Genomic DNA, 21478 nt, shown 5'->3' on the forward strand with positions numbered 1-21478 from the left:
TTTCGACTGGCGACAACGACAGCCTTCGCCCCCGAAGAACCCTCGCGCCTCTGGGCTCGTCACTGCACGCGGCGGCGCAGATAGTTCAGCAGGTCGATACGAGTAATCAGGCCAAGGAAACGCGGGCCGTCCGAAATGATTGCGACATGCCCGCGATCGAACACCGGCAGCAGCGCTTCGATCGGCGAGCGCACGTCGATCTTGTCGAGCTTGCTGACCATCGCGGTCGATACCGGATCGCGGAAGCGTTGCTCGTCGCCGTACACATGCAGCAGCACGTCGGATTCATCGACGATGCCGACGAGCTCGTCGCCGTCCATCACCGGCAGCTGCGAGACGTCGTAGAGCTTCATGCGCTGGTACGCGGTGACGAGCAGATCGTTCGCACCGACGACGACGGTGTCGCGCTGCGAATACGGGCGCAGGATGAGGTCGCGCAGGTCGCCGGCCTGCTCACGCTGGATGAAGCCGTTGTCGAGCATCCAGTAATCGTTGTACATCTTCGACAGGTACTTGTTGCCCGTGTCGCAGACGAACACCAGCACCTTCTTCGGCGTGGTCTGTTCGCGGCAGTACTTGAGCGCGGCCGCGAGCAGCGTGCCGGTCGACGAACCGCCGAGAATTCCCTCTTTTTCCAGCAGTTCGCGCGCGGTGAGGAAGCTCTCGCGGTCGGAAATCGCATACGCCTTCTTGACGCGGGTGAAGTCGGAAATCGGCGGAAGGAAATCCTCGCCGATGCCCTCGACCATCCAGCTGCCCGACTTCTCCGACAGCGTTCCGCGGTTGATGTATTCCTCGAGGATCGAGCCGACCGGATCGGCGAGCACCAGCTCGGTATGCGGCGACTTCTCGGCGAAGCAGCGCGAAAGGCCGGTCATCGTGCCCGAGCTTCCGCAACCGAACACGATCGCGTCAACGCCGCCGACGTCCGCCATCTGCGCGAGGATTTCCGGACCGGTGCCGAACTCGTGCGCGGACGGGTTGTCCGGGTTGCCGAACTGGTTGATGAAGTACGCGCCCGGCGTTTCCGCCGCGATGCGCGCGGCCATGTCCTGGTAGTAGTCGGGGTGGCCCTTGGCGACGTCGCTGCGCGTCAGCACAACCTGCGCGCCCATCGCCTTGAGGTTGAAGATCTTCTCGCGGCTCATCTTGTCGGGCACGACGAGCACGAGCTTGTAGCCCTTCTGCTGCGCGACCAGCGCGAGGCCGATGCCGGTGTTCCCGGCGGTGCCTTCGACGAGCGTGTCGCCCGGCTTGATGTCGCCGCGCTTCTCGGCGGCGTCGATCATCGCGAGGCCGATGCGGTCCTTGATCGACCCGCCCGGGTTCTGGCTCTCGAGCTTGAGGTAGAGCTCGCAGACGCCGACGTCGAGGCGCCGGGCCTTGATGACCGGCGTCGCGCCGATCAACTCGAGAACGGACTGATGTACAGGCATGGCGGATCCGTGCTGCCGGGAATCGCGCCATTCTACCGGCCGCGCGTCAGCGGCCCGGCGGCCGTCGCCAACGTGCGCTGGCGACGGCGCGGCGAACCGGTCAGTGAAGCAGCGTGTCGGCCAGTCGGACCAGACGGTCCTTGGCGTGGAGCTTTTCGCGCTTCATCCGCGTGAGTTCGAGGTCATCGACGGGACTGATGCCGAGTTCGGCATTCATGACCCGACGGTCGAGATCCTGATGGCGCTGATAGAGCTGTTTGAACTCGGGATGGGCGTTGATGAGCCCGTCGAGCTCGTTCGCGGACCGTTCTTCGAACATGCAAACCTCCTCGGCACATGCATCCGGCGGCATCGACCGCCGGAGACGGTGATGGCCAGGCCGCATGCCCGCTTGGAGTTGCCGGCGGTGCGCGACCCGGCGTTGCGACGGAGCGGAAATGGCTCCGACGAATCGACCGTACTCCCGCATTCCGGGTCCGGCAAGCAGCACTGGGACGAGGCCGACAGCCGGTCGTCACGTGCCTGAAGACGATGCGAAAACGCCGTTAAACCCGCTAAAAACGCGCTATTTCTGCGTGAGGACCACTTCGACGCGACGGTTCTTCGCGCGTCCCGCCGCACTGCCGTTATCCGCGACCGGCTGGGCCGCGCCATGGCCCGCGACATCGATGCGGACGCTGCCTGCACCGCCCGCGGCGAGAGCCTGCCGGACCGCGGCGGCGCGGCGCTGCGACAGCTGTTCGTTCGCCGCGGCGTCGCCCTGGTTGTCGGTGTAGCCGTCGATACGGACGGCGGCAGCGCGCGAGACGTCGATGTAGTGCGCGAGCGCCTTCAGGCTGGCCGAAGCGGCCGCGGTCAGCGTCGCCTGCCCGGATGCGAAGGCATCGCCGGCCAGCGTGAAGACTTCGCCGCGCGGGTCGCGCTTCATCGGCGGGAGCTTGGCGTCGGCGACCAGCTCGGCCTCCTCGCGGGCGAGCTTCAGCTCCTTTTCGCGAGCGGCGGACAGCTTGGCCACCTGGGCGGTGGTCGCGCCCTGCAGTGCGGTTTCGGCGTCGACGCGGGCCTGCTCCTGCTCCGCGGCCTGCTGACGCAGGCGCTCGGTTTCCTCGGCCTGCATCTGGGCTTCCATGCGCAGGCGGTCGGCCTCGGCGCGGGCGGCGGCGGCCTCGCGGCGGGTGGCTTCGAGCTGCAGCTCGGAATAGGTGCGCTCGAGGCGGTCGTTGTCGCGCTGCAAGGCTTGGGCGTAGGCGGCCAGTTCGGCGGCGCGGACGCGGCGTTCGGCCAGCGCCTCGGCGGCCGGGCGCTGCTTGGTCTTGACGGTCGCCAGCGCGTCGATCGCCTGCTGCGCCTGCGAGCGTTCGAGCGGCGCGGCGTCGGCGAGACGGGGATCAGCGGCCAGCGCCTGCAGGCGGCCGGCGTAGTTGCCGGTGGCGTCGGCCGGGGCCATCGGAAGCGGAGCCGCGGTATCGGCGCCGACCTGCAGCTTGGCCTGCAGCTCGGCCACTTCGGCCTGGCGTTGCGCGCGGGCGGCTGCGACCACCGCGGCGCGGCTGCGTGCAGACGCGAGGTCGGCATCCGCGGCGGCCATCAGCGCGAGGCGACGCGCATCGTCGTCCTTGCCGGCGGACATCGCGGCCTGCGCCTGCGACAGCTCGCGCTGCGCGGTGGCCAGGTCGGCGCCTGCGTACTGGTCCGCATCGGCCTGTGCCGCCCGCGACACCGCCTGCTGGGCCGCCGTCAGCTCGCCGGTCGGGGGCGGCAATGTCGCGCAACCTCCGAGTGTCACGGTGAGAACGGCAGCAAGAAGCGCGTTGCGCGGATATGCGAAGCTTGGACGCATTGGGGACCCGGACCGTGGCGTGGGGAACGCGCGGTCATTGTGGCCATGCCGGCTGTATCGGCGCAAACCTGCATAGCCATACAAAGGAGATTGCATGGACATCGGCTACTTCCTGAAGCTGATGACGGAGAAGAACGCGTCGGACATGTTTCTGACGACGGGGGCTCCGGTCTACATCAAGGTGGAAGGCAAGCTTCAGCCGCTGGGCAATACGGGCCTGCCTTCGGGCATGGTCAAGAAAATCGCCTATTCGCTGATGGACGAAGGCCAGGTTCCGGAGTTCGAGACGAACCTCGAACTCAACATGGCATATGCGATTCCCGACTCGGGGCGCTTCCGCGTCAACGTGTTCAAGCAGCGCGGCGAAGTCGGCATGGTGATCCGCGCGATCAAGAACGTGATCCCGTCGATCGAGGAGCTGCAGCTCCCGCAGGTGCTGAAGGAAATCATCACCTCGCCGCGCGGACTGGTGCTCATCGTCGGCAGCACGGGCTCGGGCAAGTCGACCACGCTCGCGTCGATGATCGACCACCGCAACAGCAACATGGCCGGCCACATCCTCACCATCGAGGATCCGATCGAGTTCCTGCACAAGCACAAGAAGTCGATCGTCAACCAGCGCGAAGTCGGGCTCGATACGCACACCTTCCACAACGCGCTGAAGAACGCGATGCGCGAAGCGCCGGACGTGATCCTGATCGGCGAGATCCTCGATGCGACGACCATGGAAGCGGCGATTTCCTTCGCCGAAACCGGCCACCTGTGCCTGGCGACGCTGCACTCGAACAATGCCGACCAGACGCTCGAGCGCATCCTCAACTTCTTCCCGGAACCCGCGCACAAGAACGTGCTGATGAACCTCGCGCTGAATCTCAAGGCGGTGGTGAGCCAGCGCCTCGTCGTCGGTGTCGAAGGCCGTCGCCTGCCGGCGACCGAAGTGCTGATCAATACGCCGCACGTGCGCGACCTCATGCGTCGCGGCCAGGTGCACGAGATCAAGCAGGCGATGGAAGAGTCGCTGGAAGACGGCATGGAGACGTTCGACCAGTGCCTGTTCCGGCTTTACAAGGAAGGCCGCGTCGACATGGAAAGCGCGCTGCGCGCCGCCGATTCGCGCGACGGGCTCGCGCTCAAGTTCCGCCTCTCCGAAGGCGCGGGCGCGGAGCACGATCCCTACGCGGACATGTACAACCCTGCGCTCTGACGTGTTCGCGGTGCAATACGAAAACGGCGGCCTTAGGGGCCGCCGTTTTTATTTCATCGATGACATCGCGCGTTACGCGCGCTGCGATTCCGGACAGTCGGGCTGCTTCTCCGGGCGCGCATTGTCGAAAGCGGGCAACGCGAGGCAGGCCTTCTCGATGCGCGCGATCGTCGGCCAGCGGTCGATGTCGACGCCGAAACGTCGCGCGTTGTAGAGCTGCGGCACGAGGCAGCAATCGGCGAGCGTCGGGATGTCGCCTTCGCAGAATTCGCCGGTCGCCGGATGATCGATCAGCGATGCTTCCATCGCCTCGAGTCCCATCACGATCCAGTGCTTGACCCATTCGTCGCGCTCGGCCTGCGGCACGTTCCATTCGCGCTCGAAGTACTGCAGCACGCGCAGGTTGTTGAGCGGATGCACGTCGCAGGCGACGAGCTGCGCCAGCGCGCGCGCACGGGCGCGGTCGCGCGCGAGCGCGGGAAGCAGCGGCGGTTCCGGCCAGGTCTCGTCGAGGTATTCGAGGATCGCCATCGACTGCCGGTACAGCCGGTTGCCATGCTGCAGCACCGGCACGAGTTCCTGCGGATTGGTCTCGCGATACCCGTCGGCATGCTGCTCGCCGCCGTCGCGCAGCAGGTGCACGGGCACGATCTCGTACGCCAGCTGCTTGAGCGCCAGCCCGATGCGCACGCGATACGCGGCGCTCGAGCGCCAGTACGAATAAAGCCGCAGCGGTTCGCTCACGACACGTCTCCGCGAAGACAGAGGGCCACCTTAACCGGCCGGCGCGAAGGCGGCGTGCCGGCCGTCCGCACTGCCTCAGCGGGTATGCGGCTCGATGCGCTGTTCGATCGCGCCGAACACACTTGCGCCGTCGCGGCCGATCATCTCGATGCGCACGGTGTCGCCGAACGACATGAATGGCGTCGACGGCTTGCCCTGCTCCAGTGTCTCGACCACGCGGCGCTCGGCGAAGCAGGACGCACCGAGCGACGTGTCCTCGTTCGCCACCGTGCCCGAACCGACGATCGTGCCAGCCGACAGCGGACGCGTCTTCGCGGCATGCGCGACGAGCTGTGCGAAGTCGAACTGCATGTCGACGCCGGCCTCGGGCGCGCCGAACCATGCACCGTTGATGTGCGTCACCATCGCCAGATGCACCTTGTTGCCCTGCCACGCGTCGCCGAGCTCATCCGGCGTGACGAACACCGGGCTCAACGCCGAACGCGGCTTGCTCTGCAGGAAGCCGAAACCCTTGGCGAGCTCGTCCGGAATCAGGTTGCGAAGCGAGACGTCGTTGACGAGGCCGATCAGCTGGATGTGCGACGCGGCTTCGTCGGGCGTCGCCGCCATCGGCACGTCGTCGGTGATGACAACCACTTCGGCTTCCAGATCGATGCCGTAGCTCTCGCTCGGCACGCGCACCGCATCGCGCGGACCGTAGAAGCCGGCGCTGGTCGCCTGGTACATCAGCGGATCGACGTAGAAGCTTTCCGGCACCTCGGCGCCACGCGCACGACGCACGCGCTCGACGTGCGGCAAATACGCCGAGCCATCGACGAATTCGTACGCACGCGGCAGCGGCGCGGCGAGCTGGGCCATGTCGACGTCAAACGCGCCGTCGGCGGTGCCGGCGTTGAGCGACTCGTACAGCGCGTTGAGGCGCGGCGCGGTGTTCGACCAGTCCTCGAGCGCGCGCTGCATCGTCGGCGCGATGCCGTCGGCGCGCACCGCGCGCGCTAGATCACGCGAAACGACGATCAGCGTGCCGTCGCGGCCGCCTTCCTTGAGGGATCCCAACTTCATCGCATGCTCCAGAGACGGGCGCCCGCGGCGCGATGGTTTCAATTGTAACGGTCGCCCCGGAGCGCGGACGCCGGATCAGTCGTCGCCCTGGAACGCGTGCGCGCGGTAGGTGAGCACGAGCGTGTCGCGATGGCCCGATGTGTCGTCGCCATCGTCGGGCTGGATCGGCGTGGACTCGTGGATCACGCGTGTGTCGTCGAGCAGCAAGGCCGACCACGGCTCCTCGAGCGTGAAGCGCTCGCCCGCGGGACCGTTCGCATCGAACACGCGCGTCTCGCCGCCCTTGATGTGATGTCGCCCAACCATGATGACTGCGACGAAATCGACGCCGTCGCGATGCGCGCCTTCCGGCGTGGGCCGGCCGAGCCCGCCGGCGGTGTCGATGCGGAACTGGTGCGCTTCGACGAACCAGCGCGGCTCGTTGCGGATCGATGCGAACAGCGTGCCGAGCCCGTGCAGCAGTCCGGCGAAACCGGAGGCATTGGCGACGTCATCGCCGATCGGCTCGAACCAGCGACGCATGCCGCCGTGCAGCGCGTTGTAGTCGAGCGGTTGCCAGTGCGCGCGATGCGGCGCCTGCGCGATCGAATCGCCGTCGACGACGAAGCACGAGTGCCGGCGATAGCGATAACGACCGCCGTCGCGCAAATAGGTGTCGGGCGGCAGCGAATTCCAGGACGTATCGATCGTGCGCAATGCTTCGATGCGCGAACCGGCGAGCGTCGCGATCGAATCGGCGTCGACCACCGCGTACCCACGCTCGCGCAATCGCTCACCGGCGACATCCAGCGGCACGACGGGCGGTGGAAAGCGGGCAACCATGGCGGCTCCTGACCCCGAAAACGCGAAGACCCGCACGCGGCGGGTCTTCGGTTGGCTTGTTCAGCCGTGTTTGGCAGCCCCGGATGGATTCGAACCACCGAATGCCTGAGTCAGAGTCAGGTGCCTTACCGCTTGGCGACGGGGCTATGGAGCAAATTCTAACGCGGTGGATGCTGACGGCAAGCCCGTCAGCATCCTGCGAAACGCGATTAGCGCTTCGAGAACTGCGTGGCGCGACGTGCCTTGTGCAGGCCGACCTTCTTACGCTCGACCTCACGGGCATCGCGCGTCATGAAGCCGGCGCGGCGCAGGTCGGTCTTGAGCGCTTCGTCGTATTCGACCAGCGCGCGCGAGATGCCGAGGCGGATCGCACCGGCCTGGCCGGTGATGCCACCGCCGGCGACGGTCACGACGACGTCGAACTTGTCGGTCGAGTTGGTCAGTTCGAGCGGCTGGCGCACGATCATGCGCGCCGTCTCGCGACCGAAGAACTCGTCGAGCGGACGCTGGTTGACGGTGATCTTTCCGTCGCCCTTGCGCAGGTACACGCGGGCGGTGGAGGACTTGCGGCGGCCGGTGCCGTAATTCTGCTGGGTTGCCATGTTCGTCGGACCTTAGATATCGAGCGGCTGCGGCTGCTGCGCGGCGTGCGGGTGCTCGGCACCCTTGTAGACCTTGAGCTTGCGGTACATCGCGCGGCCCAGCGGTCCCTTGGGGAGCATGCCCTTCACGGCGATCTCGATCACGCGCTCAGGATGACGTTCCATCGCCTGGGCGAGGGATTCGGTCTTGAGGTTGCCGACGTAGCCGGTGAAGCGGTGGTACTTCTTGTCCTGCAGCTTGTTGCCGGTCACCGCGATCTTGTCGGCATTGACGACGACGAGGTAGTCGCCGGTGTCGACGTGCGGAGTGAAGACGGGCTTGTGCTTGCCGCGAAGACGGCGGGCGAGTTCCGAGGCCAGACGGCCCAGGGTCTTGCCGGAAGCGTCGACGAGATACCAGTCGCGCTGGACGGTCTCGGACTTGGCGATAAAGGTTTTCATGACAAAACTCTTGAGTAGGTGCCTGGTCGGGCTGATTGGGAACCCCGGAGGGCCTCCGAACTTCGCCGCGCGTTGTGGGGGACCGGAGTCCCGCGAACAAAGAAGCGGAATTCTAGCCGGCTTGGCCCGCCCTGTGCAAGCCGCGTCAAGACGGCGCTGGGAGCGGCCGATGTGCCGTGCCCTCCCGAACCTCCCTCGGCCGGCCCGTGCGGCGCTAGCTAACGGACGCATGCAGCCCGACCTGGTCCGTGCGCCAGCCGCCGCGGTTTTTCTCCGTCCCAACAGTCGTCACCTACCGCCGCAGTAGACTTTGAACATGCACACACGACGCCTTTCGCCGCTCGATCGCTGGATCGACACCGCGCAGCGCGCGCTCGAAACCGTCGCTGGCGATCCGCCCGCGATGCGCGCGAACCCTGCCGATACCCAGGGCGACCTTGTGCTCGACGACGCAGAACGCCGGCACGCCGCCGGGCTCATGCGCATCAACCATGTCGGCGAGGTCTGCGCGCAGGCGTTGTACGTCGGGCAAGCGTCGGTCGCCCGCGATGCGCGCACGCGCGAGCACCTGCTGCACGCCGCTCAGGAGGAGACCGACCACCTCGCCTGGTGCGCAGAGCGCCTGCGCGAACTCGACAGCCGGCCCAGCCTGCTCAACCCGCTGTGGTACGCCGGTTCGTACGCGATCGGTCTCGCCGCCGGACTGCGCGGCGACGGCTGGAACCTCGGCTTCGTCGTCGAAACCGAGCGCCAGGTCGAAGCGCATATCGACGAACACCTCGCGTCGCTCCCCGCCGCCGACGCACGCAGCCGCGCAATCCTTGAAGTGATGAAGGACGACGAGGTGCGCCATGCCGACAACGCAGAAGCCGCCGGCGCGCGCGTGCTGCCGATGCCGATTCCGCAGCTGATGGCCGCGGCGTCGAACGTCATGAAGACGGTCGCCTACCGCATCTGAAGTCCCGACATCGCTGCAACGAAAGGCCGGCGAGATGCCGGCCTTTTCTTTACGTCGCGAACCGGTCAATCGACCAGGTTGCGGCCGTGGTACAGCTCCTCGATCTCGCGCTTCAGTCGCGCCTCGATCTTCAGGCGATCCTTGAACGAGAGGTTCTTCGACTTCTCTTCGAACAGATACGTGTCGAGGTCGAAGTCCTTCAGGTGCATCTTCGAGTGGAAGATATTTTCCTGATAGACGTTGACGTCGATCATCTCGTACCGGTTGCGGATGTTCTTCGCCAGGTAGTCCTGGATCGAATTGATCTTGTGGTCGATGTAGTGCTTCTTGCCCTTGATGTCACGGGTGAAGCCGCGCACGCGGTAGTCGAGCACGACGATGTCGGACTCGAAACTCTCGATCAGGTAGTTCAGCGCCTTCAGCGGCGAGATCACGCCGCAGGTGGCGACGTCGATGTCGGCGCGGAACGTCGCGATGCCGTTGTCCGGATGCGTTTCGGGATACGTGTGCACCGTGATGTGCGACTTGTCCATGTGCGCGACGACGGCGTCGGAGATCAGCTCCTTGCCGGCATCCTTCTTGTCGATCACCGGCTCCTCGGAAATGAGGATGGTGACGGACGCGCCCTGCGGGTCGTAGTCCTGTCGCGCGATGTTGAGGATGTTGGCGCCGATGATCTCGGCGACGTCCGTCAGGATCTGCGTCAGGCGGTCGGCGTTGTAGGCCTCGTCGATGTACTGGATGTAGCGCTGGCGCTCATCTTCGGACGCGGCGTAGGAGATGTCGTAGATGTTGAACGACAGCGCCTTGGTCAGGTTGTTGAAACCCTGGAGCCGCAGACGCGGCAGTGGCTTGACCACGTGGGTGGATCCCGATGACTGATCGAAGGCGCGGGATTATGGGGCAAGCGGGGTGATGGGGGAACGAACGGCCGGGAACGACACGGCATCGGGCGTGGAACGGGTTACAAAACCGAACAGTGACGGGATTGGCCCTTTGCGCTTAATCGTCTATATAGTCGGTTAATTCCCATAGAGCCCGGCCCATGTCCCCCGACCTGGCAACCCCGCACGCGCCGCGCCGCGCCCAGAGCCCGTTGATGCCAGATAACGCGGCGATCGACCGGTTCCTCGCCCACTGCCACCGCCGTCGCTACCCGTCCCGAACGGACGTGTTCCGGCCCGGCGATTCGGCCACGACGCTTTATTTCGTGATCTCCGGCTCGGTGAGCATCATCAACGAGGAAGAGGACGGTCGCGAGCTGGTGCTCGGTTACTTCGGCCCCGGCCAGTTCGTCGGCGAAATGGGCCTGTTCATCGAGAGCGACCGTCGCGAGGTGACCCTGCGCACCCGCACCGCGACCGAGCTCGCCGAGATCGGCCACGAGCGCTTCTACGACCTGCTGATGACCCGGCTGTCGACCGACGCGCCCAAGCTGCTCTATTCGATCGGCGCGCAGATCTCCCGCCGCCTGCTCGACACCTCGCGCAAGGCCGGCCGCCTGGCCTTCCTCGACGTCACCGACCGCATCGTGCGCACGCTGCACGACCTCGCGAAGGAACCGGAGGCGATGAGCCATCCGCAGGGCACCCAGATCCGGGTGTCGCGCCAGGAGCTGTCGCGCCTGGTCGGTTGCTCGCGCGAGATGGCAGGTCGCGTCCTCAAGAAGCTCCAGGCCGACGGCCTGCTCCACGCGCGCGGCAAGACGGTCGTCCTCTACGGCACGCGCTGACCGATGAGCCGGATGGAGGAGACGCCCGACGGCATCCGCGTGCGTGACGCGCGGACTGGCGACGCGAGCGACGTCGCCCATCTCCTCGAAGTCCTCGGTTATCCCTGCACCCGCGACGACGCCTCCGAGCGCATCGCGGTCGTGCTGTCCGACGCGCGCCAACGGCTGCTGCTGGCCGAGATCGGCGGCCATGCCTGCGGGCTGGTCGGCATGGAACTGCGCTATTCCCTCGCCCGCGGCGCCGAGCAGGCGCGCATCACCGCGCTGGTGGTGCTGCCCGAATGCGAGCGGCAGGGCGTCGGTCGCCGGCTGCTGCGCGAGGTGGAAGCGATCGCACGCCAGGCCGGTGCCGCACGCATCGAAGTCACCGCGGCGGGCAGCCGCGACAGTGCGCACTCGTTCTACCGCGGCTGCGGCTATACCGATGCGTCGCTGCATTTCGCCAAGCTGCTCGGCGACTGAGCCGCGTCGTCGAATCGTCGCGCGGCGTCGCGCACGCAATCAGGAGAGCTCATGCACACCGGAAGCTGTCACTGCGGCGCGATCGCCTATCGAGTCGACGGCGCGATCGAACGCGTCATCGAATGCAACTGCTCCTACTGCAGCCGCAAGGGCCTGCTGCTGACGTTCGTGCCGCGCGACGCGCTCCACATCGAACGCGGCGAAGACGCGTCGACCGAATACCGCTTCAACAAGCACGCCATCGAACACCGCTTCTGCGCGACCTGCGGCTGCCAGGCCTTCGGATTCGGCACCAGCCCCGACGGCAATGCGACGGCGGCGATCAACGTGCGCTGCCTCGACGACGTCGACCTGACCACGATCGAGCGCGTGCCGTTCGACGGCCGCTCGCGCTGACGCGACTCAGGCGTCGGCGCGCACCGGGTCGCCGGCCCGGCCTGGGCATCCCCAGTTGAGCATCGGCGTGCCCGCCGGCAGGCGTTCGTGGAAGAACGCGATGCCCTTCTCTTTAGGATTGACCACGACCGGATGCTTCGCGGCCTGCAGCAGCGGCAGGTCGGCCGTGCTGTCGGAGTAGGCGGCCTCGACGTCGCCGGTGAATCCCGCGTCGCGCAGCATCGTCATCTTCATCGCGTGGTGGCAGTGGCGCGATGCGCGGATGCCGCCGAACACGCGCTCGACCTCGGTACCGATCACCGGCACGTCGTCATGCGCGACGAACGCGAGGATCGCGCGTGCAAGTCGCGGCGGTGCGCCCGTGGCGACCACCACTTGATCGCCCGCGAGACGATGGCGATGGAATACCTCGAGCGCGACCGGCAACAGCCGCGCGCGAATGCCGTCGACGTTCTGCGCGACATAGCGATCAATCAGCGCGTCGAACGATTCACGCTCGAACACGGTACCGGCCCAGACGAACGCACCGATGCCGTGACGACGTGTCGGCAGGAACGCAATCATCGGACCGGCGACCGGCGCGATCAGTAGCGCGAGCAGCATGCGCCACGCACTGCGGCGAATCAGCCACGCGAACAGATGGCTGCCCGAATCGCCGTCGTACAGCGTGTGGTCGAAATCGAAGACCACCAGAGGCGCGGACTCTGCTGCTGGCGGATAGCGTGGACCGTCCAGCGTCATGCGAACAGCCGCTGCAGTGCCGCGCCCGGATCCTTCTCGCGCATGAAGCTTTCGCCGACGAGGAAGGTTTCGATGCCCGCGCCACGCATCTTCGCGACGTCCGCCGGCGTCGCAATGCCGCTTTCGGTCACGAGGATGCGATCCGTTGGCACGGCCTGCTTGAGGTCGAGGGTGGTATCGAGCGACACCTCGAACGTGCGCAGGTTGCGGTTGTTGACGCCGATCAGCGGCGAGTCGGTCTGCAGCGCGCGCTCGAGCTCGTCGATGTCGTGCACTTCGACCAGCACGTCCATGCCGAGCTCGCCCGCCAGGTTCGCCATCTCCACTAGCGGGCCGTCTTCGAGTCCCGCGACGATCAGCAGGATGGCGTCGGCGCCGATCATGCGCGCCTCGTAGACCTGGTACGGGTCGATGGTGAAATCCTTGCGGATGATCGGCAGCGAACACGCGCGATGCGCGAGCCCAAGGTAGAGGTTGCTGCCCTGGAAGAAGTCGACGTCGGTGAGCACGGACAGGCAGGCCGCACCGCCAGCTTCGTAACTGCGTGCGATCTCGGACGGATCGAAGTCCGCGCGGATGACGCCCTTCGACGGGCTTGCTTTCTTGACCTCCGCGATCACAGCCGGCAGCCCGGCGGCATGCTTCGCGCGGATCGCATCGACGAAGCCGCGTGGCGGCGGCATGTCCTGCGCGCGCGCCTTGAGATCGGCCAGCGAGCGAACGCGGCTGCGCTGTTCGATCTCCTCGACCTTGCGCGCGAGGATGGTGTTGAGGATGTCGCTCATCAATTCTTTCTCAGGCCATAAGCGCGCTCGACCTTCGCGACGCGCACTTCGAAATGGTCGTACCAATGGGCGCGACCGAACTCGCGTGTCGCCCTGTGTTCGGCATGATCGCGCCATGCGGCGATCGACGCCTCGTCGCTCCAATACGACAGGGTGATACCGAAACCGTCGCCGTCGCGCACCGATTCCACGCCGAGGAAGCCCGGCTGCGTGGCGGCCAGCGCGATCATGCGGTCGGCAGCGTCCGCGTAGTCCTGCATGCCGACATCGTTGCGCTGGGACGTGAACGTCACGATCCAGTACGGCGGCGCGGGCGTCTTCGCGAATCCGGTGCTCATGCGGAAAGCTCTTTCGTCGCCTTGACGAACGCATGCAATTTGTCGCGTGCCGCGCCCGACGCGATGGTGCGCCGCGCGAGCACGATGCCTTCGGCGATGGATTCCGCAATGCCCGCAACGTAAAGCGCCGCGCCGGCGTTGAGTGCGACGATCTCGCGTGGCAGGCCGGGCGTGTCGTCGAGCGCAAGCATCAGCATGGCGCGCGATTCCGCGGCGTCCGCGACTTTCAGGTTGCGACTCGCCGCCATCGAGATGCCGAAGTCCTCGGGATGCACTTCGTATTCGCGCACCACGCCGTCGCGTAGTTCACCGACCAGCGTGGCCGCGCCGAGCGAGAGTTCGTCCATGCCGTCACGACCCCACACGACCATCGCGCGCTCGGCACCGAGTTCCTGCAGCACGCGCACCTGGATACCCACGAGATCCGGATGGAACACGCCCATCAGGATGTTCGGCGCGTTGGCTGGATTCGTCAGGGGGCCGAGGATGTTGAACAGCGTGCGAACGCCCATCTCGCGACGCACGGGCGCGACGACTTTCATCGCCGGGTGATGCAGCGGAGCGAACATGAAGCCGATGCCCGTGCGCTCGATGCAATATGCGACCTGTTCTGGCTGCAGTTCGATGTGCGCACCCAGTGATTCGAGCACGTCGGCGCTGCCGGAGCTCGAGGACACGCTGCGCCCACCATGCTTGGCGACCTTCGCGCCGGCCGCGGCAACGACGAACATGCTCGCCGTCGAAATGTTGAACGTGCTCGCGCCGTCGCCTCCGGTGCCGACGATGTCGATCATGTGCGTGCGATCGGCGACGTCGACCGGCGTCGCGAACTCGCGCATCACCTGGGCGGCGCCGGCGATCTCGCCGACGGTTTCCTTCTTGACGCGCAGGCCCGTGAGGATGGCCGCGGTCATGGTCGGGCTGACTTCGCCGCGCATGATCATGCGCATCAGGTCGACCATCTCGTCGTGGAAGATCTCGCGGTGCTCGATCGTGCGCTGCAGCGCCTGCTGCGGTGTCAGCGGCATGTCAGCGCTCCAGGAAGTTCTTCAGCAGCGCGTGGCCGTGCTGGGTGAGGATGGATTCGGGATGGAACTGCACGCCTTCGACCGGATGCTCGCGATGGCGCAGGCCCATGATCTCGTCGAAGCCGCCGTCCGCGTCTTCCGTCCATGCCGTCATTTCCAGCGATGCAGGCAGCGTGTCGCGCGCGACGACCAGCGAGTGATAGCGCGTCGCTTCGTATGCATCCGGCAGACCCGCGAACACGCCCTGCCCTTCATGGCGGATGCGCGAGGTCTTGCCGTGCATGATCGTCTTCGCACGCACCACGTCGCCTCCGTAGGCCTGCCCGATCGCTTGGTGGCCGAGGCAGACCCCGAGCAGCGGAACGCGCGGGCCGAGCTCGCGGATCACGTCGACGCAGACGCCTGCTTCGTTCGGCGTGCACGGCCCCGGCGAGATCACGATGCGCTCCGGCGCAAGCGCATCGATCTGCGCGACGTTGAGCTCGTCGTTGCGCACCACCTTCACCTCCCGCCCCGAGCGACTGCAGGTACTGCACGAGGTTCCAGGTAAAGCTGTCGTAGTTGTCGATCATCAACAGCATGGGGTCAATCCGCCAGCAGGAAGACCGCGTAGATGCGGTCGGTGTAGGTGACGTAGCCGGTTTGGAGCGAGGTCGCCCCCGGCGCCGGAGATGCGGGCGATGGAATACGCGACCCCGTCACCTCGACGCGATCGAGCGACTGGCTGGTCGAATTCCATTCGTACAGCGACGGCCAGTTGCCTTCATGGATGCCGTATTCGAACTGCGGCGCAACATCCGACACGCTGTAGACGCCACCGAGCCGTGCACCGTACGACTTTGCGATCGTGCTCGCCTTTTCGCGCGTGGCTTCGATCGCGCGCATGCGCAGGGCTTCCCGCAGCTTCGGCTCGTCCGACAGCTCGGTGCGTATGTCGGAAACCGAAAGCTCGTCGGATGTCTGCAGGCCCGACAGGAAGTTCTCGAGCGCGCTCTTGTCATTGAAGCGCGCGTTCAAGGAGCGGCGTACGCGTGTGCCGGCGAACACGGACGTACGCAATTTGTCGTCGTAGCGCTGCTCGGGATTGATGGAAAGCGACGTCGCCACGATCTCGCGTTCGGCGACGTCTGCCTTGCGAAGTCGCGCGACCGTCGCGGTCAGCGCGTCTTCGACGCGTTTGCGTGCCGCCCCGGCATCCATGTCGAGCGCCGTCAAGTTCACGCTGATTCGGTAGCGATCCGGAATCGCCCGCGCCTGCGCATCCCCATAAACCAGGATGTGGCGCGTTGGCGGCAGCGCATTGACCTGCGCTTGCGCGACCGTGGCGGCGAACAGCAGGGCGAGCGTGGCGAACATGCGGCGCATCGATCTCTCCTTGAATGACGGGACGACTGCGGTCGAACGCGGACGGGCAGGCACGGCGAAGCCGACTGCGGTGAGGCGGTCGGTCATGACATGGCGGTTCGGGGTTGGATCAGGACGTGGAGCGGACGGCACGCGCGGGTTCCTCGGACGGCGACGGGGCAGGACGGACGATGGCGCGGGGCCACCATCGCCAGCCGGCGTCGGCATGCGGGAACTGAACAGGCGCGGTGCGGTGCATGGGCCTACTGTAGCGGCTCAAGCCCCACGGTGCGACCACGGTCCGGGCCGCATCGGGCGCGCTGACTGCATCCGCAACGGCCCACGGTGCTTAAATCACCATCCGTTCCGTCGCCTTCCTCCATGACCGACCCGACCTTCAAACCGTACACGCGCCCTGCCGGCGGCTGGGATTCGCTGCGGCGCTCGTGGCAGGCGCTGCGCGACGAAGGCATCGTCACCGGCGGCACGCGCGCGCTGCTGCGCACCAACCAGGACCACGGCTTCGACTGCCCCGGCTGCGCATGGCCGGATCGCAACCCGAATTCGACGTTCGAGTTCTGCGAGAACGGGGTCAAGGCGGTCGCGGCGGAGGCGACCTCGCATCGCGTGACGCGCGAATTCTTCGCGCAGCACACCGTCACCGACCTCGCCGCAGAGACTGATCACTGGCTCGAAGCACAGGGTCGGCTGACGGAACCGATGCGTTACGACACCGCGACAGATCACTACGTACCGATCGGCTGGGACGATGCATTCGCGCTGGTGGCGCGCCATCTCAACGCGCTGTCGAGCCCCGACGAAGCGCTGTTCTACACGTCCGGCCGCACATCGAACGAGGCCGCCTTCCTCTACCAGTTGTTCGTGCGCGAGCTCGGCACAAACAACCTGCCCGACTGCTCCAACCTCTGCCACGAGGCGTCGGGCGTCGCGATGACCGAGCAGATCGGCAGCGGCAAAGGCTCGGTGACGCTCGACGATTTCGAGCACGCCGATGCGATCTTCATCTTCGGCCAGAACCCCGGTACAAACCATCCGCGCATGCTCGGCGAGTTGCGTGCGGCGGCGAAGCGCGGATGTCGCATCGTCGTGTTCAATCCGCTGCGCGAGCGCGGGCTGGAACGCTTCGCGCATCCGAAGAGCCCGACCGAGATGCTCACCGGCGGCAGCACGAAGATCGCGACGGATTACTACACGCCGCGCGTCGGTGGCGACCTCGCCGCGCTGACCGGCATCGCGAAGGCGCTGGTCGAACATGGCACGCTCGATACCGCATTCATCGATGCATACACGATCGGCTTTGACGCATTCGCTGCGCATCTCGCCGCGCAGGACTGGGCGACAATCGAAGTGCAGTCGGGTCTTACGCGCGCTCAGCTCGAAGAAGCCGCGGCCATCTACGACTCAAGCCGCGCGAGCATCGTGTGCTGGGGCATGGGAATCACCCAGCACCGCCGCAGCGTGGCGACGATCCAGATGCTGATGGCGCTGCTGCTGCTCAAGGGCAACATCGGTCGGCCCGGCGCAGGCCCCTGCCCGGTGCGCGGGCATTCCAACGTGCAGGGCGATCGCACGATGGGCATCTATGAAAAGCCGTCGACGGCATTCCTCGACGCGATCGCTGTGGAGTTCGGTTTCGAGCCGCCACGCGCGCATGGACACGACGTCGTGACGGGTATCGAAGCGATGCTCGACGGCCGCGCGAAGGTGCTGTTCGCGATGGGCGGCAACTTCGCCGCGGCGACGCCGGATACAGCGCGCACCGCAGAAGCGCTGCGCAATTGCGCGCTCACCGTGCACGTGTCGACCAAGCTCAATCGCTCGCATCTGGTGCACGGCCGTGACGCGCTGATGCTGCCGTGCCTGGGCCGCAGCGAGATCGACGAACAGGCGGGCGGGCGTCAGGCCGTGAGCGTGGAGGATTCGATGAGCATGGTGCACCTGTCGTCGGGCATGAAAGCTCCGGCGTCGGAACATCTGCTGTCGGAGCCGGCGATCGTTGCGCGGCTTGCGGTAGCGACGTTGCCGTCGACGCGCGTGCCGTGGATGGAGCTGGTCTCGCACTACGACCGCATCCGCGAACGCATCTCACGCGTGGTGCCGGGCTTTGAAGACTTCAACGAACGCGTGCGCCATCCCGGCGGCTTCCACCTGCACCATCCGGCACGCGATCGCGTTTTTCCGACAGCGACGGGCCGCGCCGGTTTCTTCGTGCATGCGTTGCAGGACGACGCGACGGTCGCGCCGTTCAAGCTGATGACGGTGCGTTCGCATGATCAATACAACACGACGATCTACGGCCTCGACGACCGCTATCGCGGCGTGCTCGGGCTGCGTCGCGTCTGCTTCATCAATGCGGCAGACATCGCACGCCACGGCTTGCGCGCAGGCCAGCTGGTCGACATCACCTCGGTGTGGGACGACGGTGAGCGCACCGTGCGCGGCTTCACGCTGGTCGAGTACGACATCCCGGATGGCTGCCTCGCCAGTTACTTCCCCGAGACCAACCCGCTGGTACCGCTGGGCAGCGTGGCCGAACGCGCCGGCACGCCCACGTCGAAGTCGATCGACGTGCGACTGACGCCGAGCGCATCGGACGCCGTGGCGTCGTGAGCGACACCGACGGGCTGCAACGAATCGCCGCGCTGCGTGTCGATGGCGATGCGCGCCGCGAGTTCGACGACAGCGTCATCGTCGAGACACCGATCGCGTTCGCGTACAACGGCATCGCGCATGCGGTGATGCTGGCGACACCGACGGACCTCGACGATTTCGCACTCGGTTTTTCGTTGAGCGAAGGGATTGTCGACGAGGCATCGCAGCTGCGACTGGTCGAGATTCGCCGCAACGCGCAGGGCACCGCGCTCGAACTCGCAGTGCCACAGCACTGTTTCGATCGGCTCGCGTCGCGCAATCGGCAATTCGCCGGTGCGAGTGGATGCGGACTGTGCGGACTGGAATCGCTGGAACAGACGCTGCGCCCGGCGCCGATCGTCACTGACGAATCCCGCGTGCGCACCGACGACATCGTCGATGGCATGCGCCGGCTGCACGATGCGCAGCCGCTGAACCGCGAGAGCGGCGGCGTGCATGCGGCAGCGTGGGTGACGCCGGATTCAATCTGTGTGCGCGAGGACGTTGGCCGTCACAACGCGCTCGACAAACTCGTCGGCGCACTAGCCCGTAAGAAGCGCGACGACGGTTTCCTCGCACTGAGTTCGCGCGCGTCGTACGAGCTGGTGCACAAGGCCGCGTGCGCGAGCATCGGCATCGTCGCGGTGATCTCCGCGCCGACGACATTGGCGATCGAACTCGCCGAGCGCAGCAACATCACGCTGATCGCCTTCGCACGCGGCGCGCAGATGAACGTTTACTCGCACAGCTGGCGCATCGACGGCTGACGGTTACTCCGCGAGCGGTAGCACTACGCGCACGCCCAGCCCCGGGCCACGATCGACCAGCCGCACATGCCCGCCGTGGCGCAGCACGATCGCGCGAACGAGGCTCAGGCCCAGCCCAATACCCGGCGAACCGCGGTGGGTTTCCAAGCGCTGGAAGCGATCGAACACGCGCTCGCGCTCGGTATCCGGCACGCCCGGGCCGTCGTCGTCGACCGACAGCAGCGCAGCGCCGTCCTCGTGCGCAAGGCTGATGCGCACGCAGGACGGCTGCGGCGCGTACTTCAGTGCGTTGTCGAGCAGGTTGACGATGACCTGGAACAACTGGTCGCGATCGCCACGCACCAGGCACGACGACGCGCGCGATTCGAGTTCGAGCCCGCGCTCCATCGCGCTCGGGGTGTAGAGCTCGGCGGCGTCGGCAACGAGTTCGGCGAGGTCGAGAACAGGCTCGTCCGCCACTGCCGGCTGTGCTTCGATGCGCGCCAAGCGCAGCAGTGCGCCGAACGCCTGCAACAACTGGTCGGTCTCGACGATCGCGGCATCGAGTGCGCGACTGCGTGCCTCCTCGTCCCGATGGCGCGCTTCTTCCAGACGATTGCGCAGGCGCGTCAATGGTGTACGCAGGTCGTGGGCGATGTGGTCCGTGGCGTGGCGCACGCCGCCGAGCAGATCCTCGATGCGGTCGAGCATCGCGTTGAAGCGTCGCGACAGGCGATCGAAGGCGTCGTCGCTGCCGTCGACGGGCGCACGCAGTCCGAGCTGACCTTCACCGACGCGTGCGGCCGTGTCGTCCAGATCACGCAGGCGGCGCGACACCCAGCGCGACGTCAGCGCACCCGTTAGTGCGCCGAGCGTGAGTGCGACCAACGCGGCGGCGAGCGCGGTGCGGAGCATCAGTGCGAGGAAGCGATCCTGCGAGCGCGTGCGCTGGCCGGTGACCAGCGTCCAGCCGTCGTTGAAGCGATGCACGCGGGCGATCACGCGCACGCGGCCGCTGTCGTCGTTCTGTGCGAACTCGACCCAGCCACGCGGGTCACGTGGGCCCGGCACGCGCGCGAGCGGCCCGTCGATGCGACGTCCTGCGCGATCGAACAGGCCGTAGACCGCTGCATCGTCGTCGGAGTCGACGCGGTTGCGCACTTCCTCGATGAAGTCCTTGCGACCATCGTCGCGCGCGATTTCGAGCAGGCCCGCTTCGTCGGCCCGCACTACGTCGCGGGTGTCGCCGTCGAGCAGCGTCGACACCGTGAAACGCACGCCGACGCCGAGCACCACGAATGCCACAAAGAACGACAGCGTGACCGCGATCGCGAGCCGGGCACTGGTCGATCGCAGCAGCAGGATCACGCGTCAGGTGCCCAGCCGATAACCCGCGCCGCGCACGGTATGCAGCAGCGGCTTTGAAAACCCGGCGTCGATCTTCTGGCGCAGTCGGCTGATGTGCACGTCGATGACGTTGGTCTGCGGATCGAAGTGATAGTCCCACACCGCTTCCAGCAGCATGGTGCGGGTGACGACGCGCTCGGCCTGCTTCATCAGGTATTCGAGCAACCGGAATTCGCGTGGCTGCAGCTCGATGCGCTTGTCGCCACGGCGCGCTTCGCGGCTCAGCAGGTCCAGTTCGAGATCGGCGACGCGCAGCTTGGTCGGCTCGCTGCCGCCGGCACCACCGCGTCGTGCGATCGAATCGAGGCGTGCGCTGAGTTCGGAATACGCGAACGGCTTGACGAGGTAATCGTCGGCGCCTGCACGCAGGCCTTCGACACGGTTGTCGACATCGCCCAGTGCGGTGAGCAGCAGCACGGGCACTTTGCTTCCGGCGCCGCGAATGGTCTTGAGCACGGTCAGGCCGTCGACGCCGGGCAGCATGCGATCGAGCACCAGCGCGTCGTAGGGCTCGGTCGTGGCCATGAACAGGCCGTCGCGACCGTTGTCCGCCTGGTCGACGGCATGGCCGTCCTCGCGAAGGCCTTTCGCGATGAACGCGGCGGTGTGCAGGTCGTCTTCGACGAGAAGAATGCGCATGTGCGGTACGACGTGGCGTCGGTGAAAAAAGATACCCCGCCGGCGGGGACCGGCGGGGTATCGCGGGCCCGGGGGTTACGGGCCCGGGGGACGTCGTGC

Annotated in this window: 23 protein-coding genes, 1 tRNA gene and 1 pseudogene; 7 read left to right on the forward strand and 18 right to left on the reverse strand. The window is 66.5% G+C overall.

The window, feature by feature from the left end:
- Positions 1–59: 59 nt before the first annotated feature.
- From ACVWZN_RS10605 to ACVWZN_RS10615, 3 genes are all read right to left on the reverse strand, one after another.
- A complete protein-coding gene (locus ACVWZN_RS10605) occupies positions 60–1436 on the reverse strand; it encodes a pyridoxal-phosphate dependent enzyme (RefSeq protein WP_456953786.1) in 1377 nt (458 codons plus the stop codon).
- A 100-nt stretch (positions 1437–1536) separates the two neighbouring features.
- The gene (locus ACVWZN_RS10610) at positions 1537–1755 is read right to left on the reverse strand and encodes a YdcH family protein (RefSeq protein ID WP_027081798.1); all 219 of its coding nucleotides are present in this window, start codon (positions 1753–1755) and stop codon (positions 1537–1539) included.
- Positions 1756–2001: 246 nt separating this feature from the next.
- The gene (locus ACVWZN_RS10615; RefSeq protein ID WP_456953787.1) at positions 2002–3222 is read right to left on the reverse strand and encodes an OmpA family protein; all 1221 of its coding nucleotides are present in this window, start codon (positions 3220–3222) and stop codon (positions 2002–2004) included.
- A 148-nt stretch (positions 3223–3370) separates the two neighbouring features.
- Between ACVWZN_RS10615 and ACVWZN_RS10620 the strand changes: the two genes are divergently transcribed.
- Positions 3371–4480 (forward strand): PilT/PilU family type 4a pilus ATPase, encoded by a 1110-nt coding sequence (locus tag ACVWZN_RS10620; RefSeq protein ID WP_027081797.1) that lies wholly within the window; start codon positions 3371–3373, stop codon positions 4478–4480.
- A 72-nt stretch (positions 4481–4552) separates the two neighbouring features.
- Here ACVWZN_RS10620 and maiA read toward each other — a convergent pair whose 3' ends face one another.
- From maiA to rplM, 6 genes are all read right to left on the reverse strand, one after another.
- The gene (maiA, locus tag ACVWZN_RS10625) at positions 4553–5224 is read right to left on the reverse strand and encodes a maleylacetoacetate isomerase (protein WP_456953788.1); all 672 of its coding nucleotides are present in this window, start codon (positions 5222–5224) and stop codon (positions 4553–4555) included.
- A gap of 75 nt (positions 5225–5299) precedes the next feature.
- A complete protein-coding gene (locus tag ACVWZN_RS10630; RefSeq protein ID WP_456953789.1) occupies positions 5300–6286 on the reverse strand; it encodes a fumarylacetoacetate hydrolase family protein in 987 nt (328 codons plus the stop codon).
- A 75-nt stretch (positions 6287–6361) separates the two neighbouring features.
- Complete coding sequence (locus ACVWZN_RS10635; RefSeq protein ID WP_456953790.1) at positions 6362–7108, reverse strand: 2OG-Fe dioxygenase family protein; 747 nt, start codon at positions 7106–7108, stop codon at positions 6362–6364.
- 71 nt (positions 7109–7179) lie between these two features.
- Positions 7180–7254: transfer RNA gene (locus ACVWZN_RS10640), tRNA-Gln, on the reverse strand.
- Positions 7255–7317: 63 nt separating this feature from the next.
- Complete coding sequence (gene rpsI, locus ACVWZN_RS10645; RefSeq protein WP_027081793.1) at positions 7318–7710, reverse strand: 30S ribosomal protein S9; 393 nt, start codon at positions 7708–7710, stop codon at positions 7318–7320.
- Positions 7711–7722: 12 nt separating this feature from the next.
- Positions 7723–8151, reverse strand: coding sequence for a 50S ribosomal protein L13 (rplM, locus tag ACVWZN_RS10650; RefSeq protein ID WP_027081792.1), 429 nt, complete (start codon positions 8149–8151; stop codon positions 7723–7725).
- A 316-nt stretch (positions 8152–8467) separates the two neighbouring features.
- Here rplM and coq7 point away from each other — a divergent pair, with 316 nt between their 5' ends.
- On the forward strand, positions 8468–9109 hold the full coding sequence (gene coq7, locus ACVWZN_RS10655; protein ID WP_456953791.1) for a 2-polyprenyl-3-methyl-6-methoxy-1,4-benzoquinone monooxygenase: 642 nt from the start codon (positions 8468–8470) through the stop codon (positions 9107–9109).
- 65 nt (positions 9110–9174) lie between these two features.
- On the opposite strand, the gene speD is transcribed toward coq7, so the two are convergent.
- The gene (gene speD, locus ACVWZN_RS10660) at positions 9175–9969 is read right to left on the reverse strand and encodes an adenosylmethionine decarboxylase (RefSeq protein ID WP_027081790.1); all 795 of its coding nucleotides are present in this window, start codon (positions 9967–9969) and stop codon (positions 9175–9177) included.
- 185 nt (positions 9970–10154) lie between these two features.
- Between speD and crp the strand changes: the two genes are divergently transcribed.
- The 3 genes from crp to ACVWZN_RS10675 are packed head-to-tail and all read left to right on the forward strand — an operon-like array spanning position 10155 to position 11699.
- Positions 10155–10841 carry a cAMP-activated global transcriptional regulator CRP gene (crp, locus tag ACVWZN_RS10665; RefSeq protein ID WP_027081789.1) on the forward strand — a complete coding sequence of 229 codons (687 nt, stop codon included), beginning with the start codon at positions 10155–10157 and terminating at the stop codon, positions 10839–10841.
- A 3-nt stretch (positions 10842–10844) separates the two neighbouring features.
- The gene (locus ACVWZN_RS10670) at positions 10845–11303 is read left to right on the forward strand and encodes a GNAT family N-acetyltransferase (protein WP_456953792.1); all 459 of its coding nucleotides are present in this window, start codon (positions 10845–10847) and stop codon (positions 11301–11303) included.
- A 51-nt stretch (positions 11304–11354) separates the two neighbouring features.
- On the forward strand, positions 11355–11699 hold the full coding sequence (locus ACVWZN_RS10675; RefSeq protein WP_456953793.1) for a GFA family protein: 345 nt from the start codon (positions 11355–11357) through the stop codon (positions 11697–11699).
- Between the two features lie 6 nt (positions 11700–11705).
- Here ACVWZN_RS10675 and ACVWZN_RS10680 read toward each other — a convergent pair whose 3' ends face one another.
- From ACVWZN_RS10680 to ACVWZN_RS10705, 6 genes and pseudogenes are all read right to left on the reverse strand, one after another.
- The gene (locus ACVWZN_RS10680) at positions 11706–12440 is read right to left on the reverse strand and encodes a haloacid dehalogenase-like hydrolase (RefSeq protein WP_456953794.1); all 735 of its coding nucleotides are present in this window, start codon (positions 12438–12440) and stop codon (positions 11706–11708) included.
- Positions 12437–13225, reverse strand: coding sequence for an indole-3-glycerol phosphate synthase TrpC (gene trpC / locus ACVWZN_RS10685; protein WP_456953795.1), 789 nt, complete (start codon positions 13223–13225; stop codon positions 12437–12439). The genes ACVWZN_RS10680 and trpC overlap by 4 nt, the downstream gene beginning before the upstream one ends.
- Entirely contained in the window at positions 13225–13563 is a 339-nt protein-coding gene (locus ACVWZN_RS10690) for an antibiotic biosynthesis monooxygenase family protein (protein WP_456953796.1), read from the reverse strand. The genes trpC and ACVWZN_RS10690 overlap by 1 nt, the downstream gene beginning before the upstream one ends.
- The gene (gene trpD / locus ACVWZN_RS10695; RefSeq protein WP_456953797.1) at positions 13560–14591 is read right to left on the reverse strand and encodes an anthranilate phosphoribosyltransferase; all 1032 of its coding nucleotides are present in this window, start codon (positions 14589–14591) and stop codon (positions 13560–13562) included. Before trpD ends, ACVWZN_RS10690 begins: the two co-directional genes overlap by 4 nt.
- Before the next feature lies 1 nt (position 14592).
- Positions 14593–15172: pseudogene (locus ACVWZN_RS10700) on the reverse strand (anthranilate synthase component II).
- Between the two features lie 4 nt (positions 15173–15176).
- Positions 15177–15956, reverse strand: coding sequence for an SIMPL domain-containing protein (locus tag ACVWZN_RS10705; RefSeq protein ID WP_456953798.1), 780 nt, complete (start codon positions 15954–15956; stop codon positions 15177–15179).
- Between the two features lie 360 nt (positions 15957–16316).
- Between ACVWZN_RS10705 and ACVWZN_RS10710 the strand changes: the two genes are divergently transcribed.
- Together ACVWZN_RS10710 and fdhD are read left to right on the forward strand one after the other, a co-directional pair.
- A complete protein-coding gene (locus ACVWZN_RS10710; protein ID WP_456953799.1) occupies positions 16317–18566 on the forward strand; it encodes an FdhF/YdeP family oxidoreductase in 2250 nt (749 codons plus the stop codon).
- Positions 18563–19354, forward strand: coding sequence for a formate dehydrogenase accessory sulfurtransferase FdhD (gene fdhD, locus ACVWZN_RS10715; protein WP_456953800.1), 792 nt, complete (start codon positions 18563–18565; stop codon positions 19352–19354). The genes ACVWZN_RS10710 and fdhD overlap by 4 nt, the downstream gene beginning before the upstream one ends.
- A 3-nt stretch (positions 19355–19357) precedes the next feature.
- On the opposite strand, the gene ACVWZN_RS10720 is transcribed toward fdhD, so the two are convergent.
- Together ACVWZN_RS10720 and ACVWZN_RS10725 are read right to left on the reverse strand one after the other, a co-directional pair.
- Positions 19358–20701 carry an ATP-binding protein gene (locus ACVWZN_RS10720; protein WP_456953801.1) on the reverse strand — a complete coding sequence of 448 codons (1344 nt, stop codon included), beginning with the start codon at positions 20699–20701 and terminating at the stop codon, positions 19358–19360.
- Positions 20702–20704: 3 nt separating this feature from the next.
- On the reverse strand, positions 20705–21379 hold the full coding sequence (locus ACVWZN_RS10725; protein ID WP_456953802.1) for a response regulator transcription factor: 675 nt from the start codon (positions 21377–21379) through the stop codon (positions 20705–20707).
- Positions 21380–21478: the final 99 nt, after the last annotated feature.

The sequence above is a fragment of the Lysobacter sp. HA35 genome, assembly GCF_054061195.1.